We start from the raw sequence: 15,676 nt of genomic DNA on the forward strand, positions 1-15,676 counted from the left end.
CGGCGTATCGCCATGGAACTTCCATTGATTGGGGCGGTATAACTTCCGTTATAATTAGCCAATTTTGAATTGGCGTCATCAGGATATTTTTCATGCAACTTTTTGCCTTTGGTGTTAACCATCATACTGCACCTTTAGATATACGCGAACATGTGGCTTTTACGGAAGAGTCGATGCAACATGCGCTTCATGATCTGGTGGGTCACCAGCTGGTTAAAGAAGCGGCTATAATCTCAACGTGCAATCGTACTGAAATATACTGCAATACTGATACACCCGATAAAGCTGTCGGGTGGCTAGCTGATTTTCATCATCTCCATTCTGGAGATCTTGAGCCCTACCTTTACAAATTGTTGCGGGAGCAGGCTGTAAAGCATGCATTTCGCGTTGCCAGCGGACTGGATTCCATGGTGTTGGGTGAGGCACAGATACTGGGGCAGATGAAGAACGCAGTGAAATCAGCTGAACAAGCGGGAACGCTGGGATTGTTATTACATAAAATGTTTCAGCATACATTTTTTGTAGCGAAGGAAGTGCGTACCTCTACAGAAATAGGTGCCTGTTCAGTTTCAATGGCTGCTGCTGCTGCACGTCTTGCCGAAAGAATTTTTGGCAATATTAGTGAACAAAAAGTGCTGTTTATCGGTGCCGGCGAAATGATTGAGTTGTGCGCTGCTCATTTCGTTGCCAAACGCCCCGTGCATGTAACGGTTGCAAATCGTACTGTAGAGCGAGCGGAAGCGCTGTCGCGACGTTTTAATGCGCACCCCATCTCTTTGGGTGAATTGCCGGATCAACTGGCATTGCATGACATTGTTGTCACCTCAACGGCAAGCCCGCTGCCGATACTTGGCAAAGGAATGCTGGAACGAGCCATCAAGTTGCGCAAGCATCGCCCGATTTTCATTGTTGATCTGGCTGTGCCACGAGATGTTGAGCCGGAAGTAGCTGAGCTGGATGATGTATTTCTATATTATGTGGATGATTTGGCTGATATTGTCAGGGAAGGACTGGATAGTCGTCAGGGGGCAGTAACTCAGGCAGAAACAATTATTGATTCAAATGTTATGGACTTTATGCATTGGGTCGCCACACGGCGGTCTGTTCCAACTATTCGCGCACTGCGCGACCAGGCCGAGCAATTTCGTCAGCATGAGCTGAGCCGCGCCCATAAATTACTGGCGAAGGGGGAAGATCCTGTAAAAGTGCTGGAATCACTTAGTAGTGGATTGACCAATAAATTTCTCCATTCTCCTTCTTCCGCTCTCAACCAGGTATCCAATGATGAGCGTGAGCAACTTGTTGAGCTTGTCAATCGGTTGTATCAGTTGCGTTATCCACGATGAATAAGGGAATTGTGGATCAGCTTACCCGGCTGAGTATACGACTGGAGGAATTGGACAAGCTGTTGAGCAATGAAAAGATCACGGCTGATCTGGATAATTATCGGAAACTTTCTCGTGAACGATCTGAAATTGAGCCGGTAACCAGGTTTTATCATACTTACCAGCAGGTTGAGCAAGATTTGGCTACCGCTATGGAAATGAGTGTGGATCCGCAATTCCGGGATTTTGCTGAAGCCGAGATTGATGCAGATAAGCAGAAGCTGGCGGATATTGAAACCGAGATACTCAAGCAGCTGTTGCCCAGGGATCCGAATGATGAGCGCAACATTTTCCTGGAAATACGGGCCGGTACGGGAGGGGATGAATCTGCTCTGTTTGCAGGTGACTTGTTTCGCATGTATAGCCGCTATGCGGAGCGTGAGGGATGGCAAGTAGAAATTGTTTCCCAGAATCCTTCTGAAGTGGGCGGATACAAGGAGATTATTGCCCGGATTATTGGCCACGGTGCCTATTCTAGACTTAAATTTGAATCGGGTGCACATCGGGTGCAGCGTGTTCCGGCGACTGAAACACAGGGGCGTGTGCATACTTCAACCTGTACTGTTGCTGTGCTTCCGGAAGCAGATGAAATTTCTGGCGTAACTCTGAATCCGGCTGATTTAAGAATCGATACATTCCGCGCTTCCGGCGCGGGCGGGCAGCATATTAATAAAACAGATTCGGCTGTACGGATTACCCATTTGCCGACAGGAATTGTGGCTGAGTGTCAGGAAGGGCGTTCCCAGCATAAGAATAAGGCACAGGCAATGAGTGTGTTGATTTCCCGTATTCTCGACAAGCAGGTGCGTGCGCAACAGGCTGAACAGGCAGCTGCCAGGAAATCGCTGGTTGGCAGCGGTGAACGTTCAGAGCGGATCCGGACCTATAATTTTCCACAAGGGAGAATTACTGATCACAGAATTAACCTGACACTCTATAAAATAGAGCAGATTATGGACGGTGAGTTAGATGAATTATGCTCTACTTTGGCAGCCGAACATCAGGCCGCACAGCTGGCTGCCATGATCGAAAGATGATAGGAAATATGCTTTCCTCGGAACAACAGCAAGGTATAAACACGCCCGCTACAATTGGTGAACTCTTGCAGAATGCAGCAAGTGTTGTAGATCGGATTGATGCGCGTTGGCTATTGCAAAGTGTACTGAACGTGGATGCGGCTTTTCTGATTACACATGCAGAATTGTTACTCGGTATGGAGCAGATTGTACATTTCCAGCAATTGCTTGCGAGGCGCATGGCGGGGGAACCTGTTGCATATCTGACGGGCGAAAGAGGGTTTTACGATCTGGTTTTTGACGTGACGCCAGATGTTTTGATTCCTCGCCCCGAAACGGAACTATTAGTGGAAATGGCATTGTCTAAAATTCCACCAGATCGGTGCTGTAACATTCTTGATTTGGGCACCGGAAGCGGTGCTATTGCCATTACAATCGCCAGACATCGTCCTGATGTTTATGTGACAGCAGTTGATCTTTCTCCTCTGGCACTGGCAGTGGCGCGCAGAAATGCTAAAAGATGTTCTGTAGAAAATGTGGTATTTATTAAAGCAGACTGGTTTTCGGGTTTTATCAGTGAAAAGTTTGATGTGATTGTGGCTAATCCGCCTTATATAGTCGAGGGAGATCCGCATCTTGAAGCCGATGGCCTGCGTTTTGAACCCACTATCGCACTGGTGGCCCAGAATAACGGCCTGGATTGTATTCGTAGAATAGTTGATCAGGCTCCGGATTATCTGGAACATTCCGGATGGTTAATGCTTGAACATGGATACGACCAGGCTGATGTCTGCCGCAGATTGCTGGATAAAACCGGTTTTTCCCATATATTCACCAGATCAGATCTTGCTGGGATAGATAGGGTAACGGGGGGACAGTATGGATTGGTTCCGGCATAGAAGTTTATATCACCATCTGGAAATTATTCTGGATATAAAGATTCAAACAGGATGAGTAGTATTAACCAAGGTTTTGTATAAATTTGTTCCAGTTGAAGTGTTTGCTGTTCAGGAAACAAGTAGCTGCTTTATAAATTTAAAGAGGAAATTAAATATGGATATCGCTGATTCTATTGAGCAACAGGTATCAACGCACCCGGTGGTTTTATATATGAAAGGTACTCCACAGCAGCCACAATGCGGTTTTTCCGCTAATGCTGTACAAATATTGAGTGCTTGTGGCGTTGAGGATTTTTTCGCTGTAAATGTATTGGCTGATCCGGAAATACGACAGGGTATCAAGGATTATTCCAGCTGGCCCACCATCCCTCAGCTGTATGTCAACGGGGAGTTTGTTGGTGGATCGGATATCATGGCTGAGATGTTTCAGAATGGTGAACTGAAAAAACTGCTGGAAAAGTAAATTCGATTGCTTGTGAATTTCTAACTGATTGCTGCAGCGATTACCCAGTAGCGTGCAAATTTTCCGATAGCAATAAAAAATGCTGCGGAGGCCCAGTTGATCCGCAGCCATCCGGCAGCCACACATAATATGTCGCCGATGAGTGGCAACCAGGACAGGAATAGTATGGGTGCTCCACGGCGACGTGTCCATTCCAGCCCATGAACATGGCGGCCAAGCTTTTTTGACAAAGCCTGCTCATCGGGCAGAAAACGACCAATCACGTAAGAACTCAGTCCTCCTAATGTATTTCCCAGCGTGGCAACATTCAGCGCTGGCCAGAACAGATCCGGGTAGGCGATCAATACCCCGACAAGCACAGCCTCGGATCCTCCGGGTAATAACGTTGCGGCAAGAAAACTGCTGGTAAAAAGTGCTAACAAGCTGGCGCTTTCATCCATATAGACAGTAGTGTGGTTTCTTTGTAACAGATGGTTGATCTGAAGGCATTACAGTAAATATCTGCAAGCTACATACTTACTATTGCATCAGTTTACCATCGCGGTTGCCGTTATTCTTCACTGGTGACAAATACTGATGCTGTTAAAAACGTCCTTCAGCGCGGGGGAAGATAAGAATGCTTTAGATGTCGTCATTAGGTTAAGTGGCAGTTAATTTATTATGTTCTTAGCTGCTCTTCCATGCCACGTATTCTAGTTGCATAATTGTATATACTTGATAGTAAGAGTTGAGGGACTGCAAGCCGCCGATACCGGCCAGGGGAAAATGAAAAATTTTGACTTGATGAGATTAAATATTTACTGATAAGACATTCTCACGTGAGTAATAATGAACAGGATGCACACTTTTACCCTTGAAATTGCAGTGACTTCAATAACGGAGTTGATCTATGCTGATCTATGATGCTCATAGCCCTGCGCCACGCTGTCTGCGAATGTTTTTGTTGGAAAAGCGATTACAGTTACCGGCAGTAACAATTGATGTCATGACAGGAGAAAATCGTCAGTCAACGTATCTGGCTATTAATCCGACGGGCCAGACCCCGGCTTTGCGTTTGGATGACGGCAGTATGCTTACGGAGGCTGTTGCTATTGCAGAATACCTTGAAGAGCGCTACCCCTCACCCAGTTTGGTCGGAAACTCACCCGAGCAGCGTGCACAAACCCGTCAATGGTGGCGGCGAGTAGAGCTTAATATCACTGAATTCATACACAATGCCTACCATTATGCTGAAGGATTGGCTCGGTTTGAATCGCGCATTCCAGTCGTGCCTGAAGCAGCTGATGGAATGAAGCGCGTGGCGCAGGATCGTTTGAACTGGTTGGATGGTATGTTCGGAACAGGTCCATATCTATGTGGTGAACGCTTTACTGCGGCTGATATCTGGCTGTATGTGTGGCTGGACTTTGGTCAGTCGGTCAACCAGCCGTTTGATCGCAACCTGCCGAATATAAACCCGTGGTTCGAACGTATCGCGGCGCGGCCCAGTGCTGAGCTTAGTAAGGCATTATTGAAGACATAGAGCAGCACCTCTATGTGCTGTATTTTTCAGGTTTAGAGGATGCAGTGCAGGAAATGTGAAACCTGACCTGAATGGGTAGCTGGTCAAGTGCAAGCAAAATGTCGCCGCATATTGTAACTGCAAAACTGGTTTAAGTTTCGGCCCGTATTACATTTGATTTATTTTTGTAATGTAATACAAACCGAACTGGGTTGCTCGTTGTTTCTCCCGGAGCAGTGAGTAAAAGTGTGTAGTAATGTGTGTTTGTTTTTTTATTAAGGAGACGAGTGGTATGGATAAGAAAAGAATGGTATCAATGCTGGTATTGGTAGGTGCTTGTGCAGGTTTGTCCGCTTGTGCGACGACAGGTGATGTTGATGCACTCAGATCCCGTGTGGATGCACTGGAATCCAATGTGTCTGCAGTACAGTCAGATGCAGCGGCTGCCAGGGCAACTGCTAACGATGCAGTAAATATTGCGAATCAGGCAATGGATAAGGCTAACGAAGCCAATGCACGCTCGATTGATACTGAGACAAAAATTGATCGCATGTTTAAACGTGCAATGCACAAATAAAGTAATTGTTTTGTAATTACCTCGGGTTTTGCTTGTTCATTTGTGATATTGGCTCTTACGCTTATCCATGTGAAACAAAGTAAGGCCCGAGGTGATTCTGGTGTCTGTTTCGGTTAGCAGATTCTTGAAAAGATTACAGTATTGCTGACGCTTGTAAGAATTCAGGAGTACTTCAGAGTTATCTATAGCTGGCAGTGATACCACTCGTGTCAAGGGTATCTATCTCACATTGTATTCGCCCAAAATATTCGGAAGCAGTTTGTGGCTACTTGAAAAACGAATGTTCAATATTAACAATATGCTTTACCACAGAAAGGTCAGGAAATGAGTGGGCGGGAACAATACGAGATGCACAAAGACCATATCCGATCAAATGGACTGGATAAGGTTATAAATTTTCAAGAAAACATCGACTACAAAGATAGCGCGTTTGATGCTGTCTCTGGGAAATAAAAAATCCCATTCCCGCCAAAAACTGATGATTTAGTTCGCTTGCACAAGTTAATCAGGCATAGAAGGCCCTTTACAGTCCTTGAATTTGGGCTTGGGTATTCAACTGTGATCATGGCGGATGCTTTGGAGAAAAATCAGAAAAAATGGGAAAATCGGCGTAAGAAACCTGATATACGGAACAGATTTATGTTTCAGTTATTTGTGGTGGATGCTTCCAGTGAATGGATTCAAAATGTAGAAGACCGGTTTCCAGCGCATTTGCTTTCACGTGTGCATTTCCAGCATAGCAATGTTGAAATAGGTACATTTAATGGCCAGCTCTGTCATTATTATAAGAATCTGCCTGACGTTATCGCTGAATTTATTTACCTTGATGGGCCATCCCCCAAAGATGTACAAGGAAGTATTAATGGCTTGAGCTTCAATTGCGACGAACGAACAGTGATATCTGGTGACCTGCTGCTAATGGAATCAACTTTTCTTCCCGGTACACATTCATTCTTGTTGATGGGAGAATCAATAACACACGGTTTCTCCAGAGAAATTTTACAAGAAACTATGATGTGAAGTATGACAAAGAGGGGGATATCACTACGTTTGAATTATTGGAAGAAAGGCTGGGCAGATACAACTTATTAGGATTGGATTTTTTTAATAGCCTGCTGGATCTGATGTTGGCCTGATATATTCACTTTTTAACCTGTCCCAGCAGCGTGCAAAGGACTCAAAAATAGCAGGATTGCTGGAAATGGCAGCAATCTCATGATTCAACCAGAACGATGGCTTGGTCCAATTAAAGCTCCCGAAGATTGACCAGGCACAATTGCCATCCTCAACCAGTACAAATTTGAGGTGCATGGGCAGGGAGTCGGAATGCCGGATGCGTTTAAAACGGACTCCGGCGCTGGTTAATTGCTGCTCCACCTGTGGAGTGACGCGCCTGAGCGTCGATTCTGCCAATATTTCCAGGTCAACGCCCTGCCTTGCCAGCTTGGTCATAATATCAACTGCGCGACCCATCCTTATATGCGAAGCCGCAACCCGAACACGGCCGCTGTTAACATTATGCAGGAATCGCACGATAGGATGAGTATCGACCCGGGGCCAGAAATAGATATCGGTGTCTGCGCTGTGGATACTACTGCTTATGCTCTTGGTAAAACGATAGAAAAGCCCTGGTGGTGACTGGTGTAGCTGTCGTGCATGCTCGGTCAGTTTCTCGACCAGTGTTGGATCCCTAAATCCAACTAAAACGTTATAACCACGATCCTGATCACCGATTTCTAGAATGATATTGGGATCGTCTTCCGAACCGTTTCCGGACGGATTGAATGAACCGATAAAGGCAACCGGTTCAGGGTGTGAAAAACAGTATAGTTTCTCATGCAGCTGGGGTTTCCATGGTTTTGTCGCAGGCGATGGCAACCCGGGGATGGTAATAACGCGTAGTGCATTGCCTATTCCATCTGGCCCTGAGAGCAGGGTAATTACTTCGTCGTTAGCATAGGGAATACGCGGCCTGCCTTCCAGGCTTAGTGTGACACGGACACCACGTTGATGCGCCCGAATGAGTGCTTTCGCCAGACAGATATCACGGAAATAATACGTCACCCAATCAATGGTTCCCCCAGCAGGGACGGCAGCAATTCGGGCTTCCAGCAAATTGCGCAGCTGGCCAACAGGCTGGTTTGGGCCACCAAAATGGACTTCAGGAGAAGAAATTGCTCTGGCTTGTGGTGCCAGAGCTTTGTTCAATGAAATCCACATAACGCTTTAATCTGACCCCATACTGAGTGGGATTCCTTTTGTTTATCTGTTTCGCCAGCTTCTTCTGTTTTCATCCGCCTGGCCTGCTCTTCCAGCAGAGCGACGTAACGCGGCAAAACATCGGCGCCCCCAACGTGCAGCATTTCATTAATGAAGCGCTGGCGATGTGCCTCGATATAAAAATTGTCACAGCCAGTGGTTAAGAATCTATCAATCAGTTTGTATACATCATCGCGGCATTTCAGTTCCGTTTCGGGCATGAAATGCGCGAGCGCAGATCGGCCGGCATGCAAATAATCAGCAGCCAGTACGGGTTTTTTGGCTTTGACCGCTTCAAATACCACTGAAGTGGCCAGGTCGATAATGACATTTGCCCAATTCATCAAGGAAATGGAATGAACACTGTCTTTCGCTATGCTGACGTTTGGAAGGTGGCGCAGGGAGGTGCTACCAGTCAGTGGTTGTCTCCAGCCGCCGCGTGTGTGCGGTTTGATTACCAGTTCTACCCCGGGGAATGCAGCAATCATATTCACAATGATATTAACCTCTTCCCAGAATGTGGTGAATTCACGCTTTCTCAAGAACATGACGATTCTAAGCCGGGTATCTGAGTTGGTACTTAGCTGGTGGGGAGGTGACAGCTTGGCCAGTTTATTCAGCCATTCGTCACAATAGCGCGGTGAACCCAGCACGGCGATTGCCTGATTGTTCAGAAATGGTCGGAAACGGATCGCACATAACTCATTCGGAACCACGAGTTTGTCAAATATTTTTGCATCCGCATACAGGGTATTCGGTTGTATAGCTCGTTCATGATAGCGTATCAGCTGGTTGGCATGAGGGCTGTCGCCATGTGGTAGCGATACCGCACCGAGCCCCTTTGTTTTCGCCATTGTAACAATGGTTTCGATCCACTCGATGGGGATGGGCGAGACGCTAGTGACCCAATCAAACACAATCACACCTTCATCGGTATCAGTAAAAGTGCGTTTCAATAGCTGTTTAGCCGTACTTTGCCAGATCGGATCGCGCTTTCGGGCATCATATTTCCTGGCCAGCACTTCTGCGAGTTTACCAATCAGGAAGATACGTCTTACGCCTCTGATCAGCAAGAATGTCTGTAGACGCCATTGCAAAAACTCCAACGGGGAGAGTAGTTCCCGGATATGCGCTATGCGAACATGGTCGAGGCTACCTAAATATTTAATGCGGTAATCATTCAGGAATTTTTCATGTCCCAGCAGAACCACATCTCCATGATGACCTGATTCAGACCATTTTGAAACAACTGGAGTAATATGATCTATATCGTTGTAGTGACGAAGAAAAAATAGGGCTTTCATAATGAATTATTGCTGAACGCTGGCGGGCGTAAGCAAGTAAAATTTCGTCATTGGTAAATTTATAATCAGAGCAGAGACTGATGTTTAGTCCCACTTTGTGTGGTGGTATGGATTAATGGTTACCTTGAAAACCCCTGTTTTTGAAAATATATTGCTCGTAAAATCAATGTGTTACATACAAATCTTTTCGGAATTTATAGGTTTTTCGAGGTGCCCTAATGATAAATTGCTCTGGTTCATTTTGCCAGCATTTAATGATGTGTTCATAAGATGTGAATCCTAGCAGGACTAAATAGCTACGTTTGGCGATTTGTATTGTCACAAATACTCCCGGGATTTCGCACACTCACCTGGGTGGAAGGTTTACCCACATAGACGCTGTCGCACAGCAAATTTTGTACCTACTGCTGCTCCTGTTTGCAACGACGCAGCGCCAGCAAAGCCCCCGGCCTATCAACTCAGCCGTACTATACGTCTGGGACAGGTCTTCTTGCACGCACTCTCCGGCAACGACTTGCTAATTGCAAATCGTTCAGGATCAATATCGCTCGGATAACTTTTTCTCATGCCCTAAGCTCCTCACATTTCCAGAGACTTTCAACGGTTTCTTAGCCGTTGAGGTTTACCTGGATTGATATTCAGCGCTTGCGGCGACGAGAGGGTGATGATGGCTGTTTAGAAAAACTGTCCAGAAAATCATCCAGCATCTGCAACTCATCAAACTCGTCGGGCTCGTTATCCACCTGATAATGCTTGATAAAAGCAGCAAGCTGTTTGCCATCCTGAAACGCAACCAGATCAATATCAACCTGCCGCAAATTCATCTCCAAACGTGCAACTTCAGCATCTACCGCTTTATCCACACGATCCGGCTTAAGTTTTGGGGTCAACGGTACCAGCGCCCGATAAGGAGCCAATAACGATGCCAGTTCCGCCTTGAGCTTCGCCTGTTGTTCACGTAACACCTGGATATAATGGTCAATCTGTTCAACCGGCAAGTTGGTAAGATAGTCGGTATCAATTTGTTCAATTTCAAGTTGAATATTCAATAGTTCAAGCAAATCGCCTTTATCATAAGCTTGATTGACGCGCTGCATCAGGACGGTTTTTTCATCTGCTGTCAGATTGGCGCTTGTGCGATCAGGATGCAGGCTGCTGGCCAGTTTACGATAGACTTCACGCACTGACTGGATGATCTCTTTTTTTGCCGCAGCACGCTTCTCTTCGGCGGCTGTCTGTTTGGCTGATTTTCGCCGGTGCGAGCTTTGTTTAGCTTCACTTCTGGTTTCTTCCTCCTGCTGTTTGCGCATGGCTTTTGCAAGCATTTCTTCCATGCTGCCATCCGTATCGTCATCATCCAGGTGCACACCAAACAGATTTTCAACTATATTTTGCGAGAATGCCTTATCAAGCTCAGTCTGTTCATCATAAGTGAGATCACTGTATCTATCGTACAGTGCCACAATGTCTTCATCGTGCTGTTCAAGCAATAATTCATGTGCCAGATCAAGCATGATGTCGCGCAACTTGGCACGCTGCTGTCTGCCGCGAACTACATCACGCTGATGAAATTGCGTATCAAACAGATGCAACATGGCGATACGTTTTTCACGCAACTGTGCAAGCAGGGGCATCAATTCACTACCTATGCGCTGATTGTAACGCCCGCCGTAAATGTGCCACTCTGCAACCTGGGTACGTTGCTCGTCAATTTGCTGGATCAAGCGCTGGAAAGCGGCTTGCTGTTTAGTTTGCGGTTTTGTGTGCACCACAACATCGGTAACAGTGAGTTCGTTGCTATTGACAGGATCGAGTAATGATTCCTGACGAGGGATACAGGGCATAGTAAAAATTCCAGAATATGGAAGTCAAAAAATTCATTCAACGCTATTTCCAACAAAATTTCCAGTTTTTTTCAGCATTAGCAAGGTGGTGAAAAGCATTGGTGACGTTGCGAATACCTCGGCATGAAGCAATCCAGTAGTTAAGAGGATGAAGGCACTGGATTGCTTCGCACCAATGTGCTCGCAAAGATGGTGTTTTTTGTGCTCTTCTCCAAATACAAGTGCCACCATACTCCACCCTGTGTTTGCAAGGTGGCTGCAGGCTGACGTGACAATCCAGCACTATTATCTCTGCACTGCAAGATTATTGCCTCGTACTGCTACGTTAGTAAAAACAGGATAAAGCAAATAATATCGCCACACACCATTCAAAAGGAGTTGTTTTTTGTACGTTCAAGTGCGCTGCGGATGCTATTCAGTGCCTGCCTGATCCGGTGGCGGGGAGCTCCAATATTCATGCGCATGAAGCCGCTGCCTTCCCTGCCATAGGAAATACCAGCGTTTAGCCCGATTCCAGCTTCAAATATGAAAAAGTGCTTGAGTTCATCATCAGTCATACCCAGCTCGCGACAATCAAGCCACAACAGGTAGGTTCCCTGTGAAGGAATCAGCCGGATTTGTGGCAAATACTCAGCCAGATAGTGCTGAACCATCTCACGCGAAGATTCCAGATAGGCCATCAGTGCATCCAGCCATTCACCGCCTGCACGATAAGCTGCTTCAAACGCCACTATGCTGAACGGATTGGCGGCACTGATATGCATTATCTCCAGTTGATCGCGAATGGCTGCCCGGTGTTGCGGATCAGGAATAATCAGTGCAGACAAATTGAGCCCCGGAATATTGAACGTTTTACTAGGTGCTACCGCAGTGATAATTGCTTCCGATGAATCTGCCAGGTCAGCCAATATGTGATGCTTGTTACCCGGATAAATCAGATCCGCATGGATTTCATCCGAGACAACAATCAGGTTATATTGCCTGCTAATGTCCAGCAGCTTTTCCAGTTCCGATCTGCTCCACACCCGGCCAACCGGATTATGCGGGGAACAAAATAACAGCATGCGCGCAGAAGCCGCCTGCCGGGCCAGATCAGCAAAATCCATACCGTAGCTCCCCTGTGCCTGTTGCAAGGCATTGTTCAGCAGCTTTCTGCCGGTTCTTTTGACCACCGAGAAAAACGGGTAATACACCGGCGGCTGAACTATGACAGCTTCACCCGGTTTACTCAACGCAAGAACAGATGCACTCAGCGAGGGTACTACACCCGGACAGAAAACGATCCATTCGCGTGCTATCTGCCAGCCATGACGTGATTTCAGCCAATAGATTAGTGATTCATACAGACTGTCAGGAAATTGTGTGTAGCCATAAACAGGGTGAGTGGCGCGCTTGACCAGCGCTTCGGTGACGGCAGGCGGAGCGGCAAAATCCATATCGGCCACCCACAGCGGTATGACATCCGGGCGATTGAACGTTATCTCACGGCCATCATATTTGGTGCTGAATGTCCCGTCCCGGCCGATTTCACGATCAAAATCGTAACTCAAGTGAGTTTCTCCCAGAGAGTCACTTCTGACAACGTATGTTGGAATTTACGTCGTGTTTCACGAATGACAAATGGTACCTGTTGCGGTTCTCCAAGCAAACGGAAATGGCTGCCGAGCATTTCTTTCAGTCCATCCAGCGTGGTGAAATTTTCACCATCGCGCTTGAAACCGCCCACCCAGTGCTCCCGTTTGGTGTGTTCCTCCAGCCAGGTATAAGGTGAGGCCAGCAACAACAACCCGCCCTGATTCAGCCGTTCATGCACCATGGTCAGGAATTTGGCAGGTTCATACAAACGATCAATTAGGTTGGCTGCCATAATCAGATCATAGCCAGTCAATATCGGCTTGAGATTACAGGCATCCCCCTGGAAGAACTCAACCTTGTGCCTGAGCTCTTTCAGGCCGAGCCCGGCAAGGGTGCATTCCCGGTAAGAAACCAGCTCCCCTTCATCTGTCAGGGTATAACGCAGGATGCCACGCCCCGCCAGCATCACACCCTGATTAATAAAGCGTGCAGAAAAATCAACGCCGGTGACATGATCAAAATGGTGCGCCAGCTCGAATGTTGCTCGGCCGGAAGCACACCCCAGATCAAGCGCTTTATGCGCGGGGCGATTTCCCATTGCAGCAATGGCCAGTTTTGCCAATGCCGTCGGGAAATTGGGCACATCAAAATAAGTATTGCCATAGTGAAATTCTGCATACTCCGACAGCAGCTTGTCCGTTTCGTAATGTGAGCTGTGGTGCACAGCAGATGCAGCAGAAATCACATAGCGAAAGCCGGCATGCTGAAAAAAATGTCTGCGGAACGCATAGCGTGATGTGCGAATGGATTCATTTCCGCATGCAATCCATGACCCCCCCTTGATGAGATTATGCTGATCATCAAAAGTGGGTGTGGTGAAATCATCGTACAGTGGGTGGACTTCAAAGCCGGGAAATGGATGCATAGGCGTTTCTGTCCATTGCCAGACATTGCCGATCACATCAAAAAATTCACCGTGCTGGAATTTATCCACCGGGCAGCTGGAGGCATGGTAATCAAGATGGATATTGCCTTGTGCTCGTTCAGTACGGGGTACTTCGCTCAATCCAGCAACATCATATAAACGATACCATTCATCTTCAGTGGGTAAACGCACCGGCTGCCCAGTTGTTTTCGCTTTCCAGTTACAGAATGCCTTGGCTTCATGGTAATTGACCTCTACCGGCCAGTTCCACGGCATCGGTACCTCTTCCGTCATCAGGCGCAATAACCATTGATCCCCCTGCTGCACCCAGAACGTTGGATGAATCGCAGCGCTAAATTTTCGCCATGCCAGCCCTTCCTCTTCCCAGTGATCATCTGTTTTGTAGCCTTGTGCTTCGATAAAACCGAGAAATTCCTGGTTGCTGACCAGATAGCGGCTAGCCTGGAAATCAGGCAGCTCCGCCTCATGATGGCCATATTCATTATCCCACCCATAAACAAGATCGGTTTTGTTCTTGCCCAGCACCACTTTCCCGGCCGGAACCGTAACCATCCCGTTTTCTGGCGCACTGCCGCTCTCGTGGCAAGGCTGCCAGGCAGAATGAGGCTGCACATAATCAAGTTTGTGCTGGCGGATCAGTACAGAAGACGTTTCCAGGTGAATACGCTCATGCTCCACCCCCATCACAATCGCCCACCACGGGCTTTCCCATGTAATTGGTAGTGTTAGTGATAATGAGCTGATGAGGGCATCTATCTTCTGACGCATGGTGCGGCGATAGGTCATCACCTCCTCAACAGTTGGCCAGTCATAATGCGTGGCATCCAGATCATCCCAGCTCATCTCATCTACACCCACGGCAAAGATGGATTCCAGCCTTGGGTTGATACGCTCCGTCAGCACGCCAGCCAAAACCAGCTTGTTGATAAAGAAAGTGGCGGTATGGCCCAGATAAAAAATCAGAGGATGGCGCAGAGAAATTGGTTTGATGTAATAGGCTGCATCACTGCGCAGAGTTTCGAACAACTGCTCATACCGATCCAGCGTCGTATGAAAATAGGCGCGTACTTCTTCGCGCTTGGCTTCGACATCATCACCGTCCAGCACGGGTGTTCTTTGAAACAATTCAGGTTTAACAGGCATAAGCTATTCAGGACAATGCTCCATCCTTCTTTAGAAATAGCAGATTATAACACCACTTGTATAATGATCGTCGTGAAGAACAGGATCAGGCAGCAACAACTACTCCCCGTGCGGTAATGAAGTAATAAAGTCGAGACCAGTAAGAATGGAATGAAAATACCGGGGTGGAAACCAAACCAAGTAAACATGAAATTAGAAGTTGTTATCGCCGGTATTTTTCCGGCCATAAAAAATTTGTTCCACGATTCAGCGCCTGGGAATGACCGCAAAAGTGTGCGGTTCACTTCTCCTGGCGTCAATGCAGTAATAGCGCCTGTGCGGCCGGTAACGTCCGTGGTTGTCACAGCAATGGCGTGGGGCGCAATCCCAAGGTGTCAGCAGCATATGTGTTTGATTTTAGACACTTTCTTGCCTGTATCTCAGTTCTTTTCACCGGCGGTATCCGTGTTTTTTACACTCTGGACATCAACAATCACATGCTTGGGCATGCTTGCGGCCAGCTTGGATACAGGCCCCTGATACCTGATTTTTTAATGCGCGCTCTAACGCACTCATGCCATCGACATCAGGGTTTTTCCATTTGGGGAAATGCGCGTAAACTGTTTCTCATTTCAGGTGGTCACTGGATGTCCGTCTGCAGTCTCCTCGCAAAGATGAAGGAGTGGGATAAGAAGGTGTGGCGGAAGGGTATTGATGAGCGCACAAAAAAAGCGCCAGTTGTCCGGCGCTTGAGTTTTATTAATAGTTACTTATTTTTGTAATTG

15 protein-coding genes and 2 pseudogenes are annotated in these 15,676 nt (G+C 47.1%); 8 read left to right on the plus strand and 9 right to left on the minus strand.

All coding sequences use genetic code 11. From position 1 onward, the window contains the following. The first annotated feature begins 92 nt into the window (after positions 1–92). The 4 genes from hemA to grxD all read left to right on the plus strand — a co-directional run bounded on the left by hemA (position 93) and on the right by grxD (position 3,763). Positions 93–1,346, plus strand: a complete 1,254-nt coding sequence (gene hemA, locus ACZ5EJ_RS03635; RefSeq protein ID WP_011633915.1) for a glutamyl-tRNA reductase — start codon at positions 93–95, stop codon at positions 1,344–1,346. Continuing rightward, complete coding sequence (gene prfA, locus ACZ5EJ_RS03640; protein ID WP_011633916.1) at positions 1,343–2,422, plus strand: peptide chain release factor 1; 1,080 nt, start codon at positions 1,343–1,345, stop codon at positions 2,420–2,422. Before hemA ends, prfA begins: the two co-directional genes overlap by 4 nt. Continuing rightward, the gene (prmC, locus tag ACZ5EJ_RS03645) at positions 2,419–3,300 is read left to right on the plus strand and encodes a peptide chain release factor N(5)-glutamine methyltransferase (protein ID WP_464557498.1); all 882 of its coding nucleotides are present in this window, start codon (positions 2,419–2,421) and stop codon (positions 3,298–3,300) included. Before prfA ends, prmC begins: the two co-directional genes overlap by 4 nt. A gap of 154 nt (positions 3,301–3,454) precedes the next feature. Further along, complete coding sequence (gene grxD, locus ACZ5EJ_RS03650) at positions 3,455–3,763, plus strand: Grx4 family monothiol glutaredoxin (RefSeq protein ID WP_011633918.1); 309 nt, start codon at positions 3,455–3,457, stop codon at positions 3,761–3,763. A 20-nt stretch (positions 3,764–3,783) separates the two neighbouring features. Here the strand turns inward: grxD and ACZ5EJ_RS03655 are convergent, their stop codons facing one another. Further along, positions 3,784–4,203, minus strand: coding sequence for a YqaA family protein (locus ACZ5EJ_RS03655; protein WP_011633919.1), 420 nt, complete (start codon positions 4,201–4,203; stop codon positions 3,784–3,786). 449 nt (positions 4,204–4,652) lie between these two features. On the opposite strand from ACZ5EJ_RS03655, the gene ACZ5EJ_RS03660 reads away from it, so the two are divergent. From ACZ5EJ_RS03660 to ACZ5EJ_RS03670, 3 genes are all read left to right on the plus strand, one after another. Continuing rightward, complete coding sequence (locus tag ACZ5EJ_RS03660; RefSeq protein ID WP_011633920.1) at positions 4,653–5,285, plus strand: glutathione S-transferase family protein; 633 nt, start codon at positions 4,653–4,655, stop codon at positions 5,283–5,285. A gap of 271 nt (positions 5,286–5,556) precedes the next feature. Continuing rightward, positions 5,557–5,841, plus strand: a complete 285-nt coding sequence (locus tag ACZ5EJ_RS03665; RefSeq protein ID WP_011633921.1) for an Lpp/OprI family alanine-zipper lipoprotein — start codon at positions 5,557–5,559, stop codon at positions 5,839–5,841. Between the two features lie 564 nt (positions 5,842–6,405). Continuing rightward, the gene (locus tag ACZ5EJ_RS03670) at positions 6,406–6,861 is read left to right on the plus strand and encodes a hypothetical protein (protein ID WP_464557502.1); all 456 of its coding nucleotides are present in this window, start codon (positions 6,406–6,408) and stop codon (positions 6,859–6,861) included. An 84-nt stretch (positions 6,862–6,945) separates the two neighbouring features. On the opposite strand, the gene ACZ5EJ_RS03675 is transcribed toward ACZ5EJ_RS03670, so the two are convergent. The 8 genes and pseudogenes from ACZ5EJ_RS03675 to ovoA all read right to left on the minus strand — a co-directional run bounded on the left by ACZ5EJ_RS03675 (position 6,946) and on the right by ovoA (position 14,912). Then, on the minus strand, positions 6,946–8,049 hold the full coding sequence (locus ACZ5EJ_RS03675; protein ID WP_256201548.1) for a phospholipase D-like domain-containing protein: 1,104 nt from the start codon (positions 8,047–8,049) through the stop codon (positions 6,946–6,948). Further along, a complete protein-coding gene (locus tag ACZ5EJ_RS03680; protein WP_011633924.1) occupies positions 8,046–9,404 on the minus strand; it encodes a hypothetical protein in 1,359 nt (452 codons plus the stop codon). Before ACZ5EJ_RS03680 ends, ACZ5EJ_RS03675 begins: the two co-directional genes overlap by 4 nt. Positions 9,405–9,693: 289 nt before the next feature. Then, positions 9,694–9,859, minus strand: a pseudogene (locus ACZ5EJ_RS03685) (IS5/IS1182 family transposase); the annotation flags it as partial. A 13-nt stretch (positions 9,860–9,872) separates the two neighbouring features. Continuing rightward, positions 9,873–9,971, minus strand: a pseudogene (locus tag ACZ5EJ_RS03690) (IS5/IS1182 family transposase); the annotation flags it as partial. A gap of 71 nt (positions 9,972–10,042) precedes the next feature. Further along, positions 10,043–11,248 (minus strand): J domain-containing protein, encoded by a 1,206-nt coding sequence (locus tag ACZ5EJ_RS03695; protein ID WP_074455537.1) that lies wholly within the window; start codon positions 11,246–11,248, stop codon positions 10,043–10,045. A gap of 33 nt (positions 11,249–11,281) precedes the next feature. Continuing rightward, complete coding sequence (locus ACZ5EJ_RS03700; RefSeq protein ID WP_464557503.1) at positions 11,282–11,479, minus strand: hypothetical protein; 198 nt, start codon at positions 11,477–11,479, stop codon at positions 11,282–11,284. 137 nt (positions 11,480–11,616) lie between these two features. Further along, on the minus strand, positions 11,617–12,798 hold the full coding sequence (locus ACZ5EJ_RS03705; protein ID WP_011633926.1) for a pyridoxal phosphate-dependent aminotransferase: 1,182 nt from the start codon (positions 12,796–12,798) through the stop codon (positions 11,617–11,619). Then, a complete protein-coding gene (gene ovoA / locus ACZ5EJ_RS03710; protein WP_464557505.1) occupies positions 12,795–14,912 on the minus strand; it encodes a 5-histidylcysteine sulfoxide synthase in 2,118 nt (705 codons plus the stop codon). Before ovoA ends, ACZ5EJ_RS03705 begins: the two co-directional genes overlap by 4 nt. A 386-nt stretch (positions 14,913–15,298) precedes the next feature. Between ovoA and ACZ5EJ_RS03715 the strand changes: the two genes are divergently transcribed. After that, positions 15,299–15,673, plus strand: coding sequence for a hypothetical protein (locus tag ACZ5EJ_RS03715; RefSeq protein ID WP_464557506.1), 375 nt, complete (start codon positions 15,299–15,301; stop codon positions 15,671–15,673). Positions 15,674–15,676 lie beyond the last annotated feature (3 nt).

This window comes from Nitrosomonas sp. TNE100, from assembly GCF_055387135.1.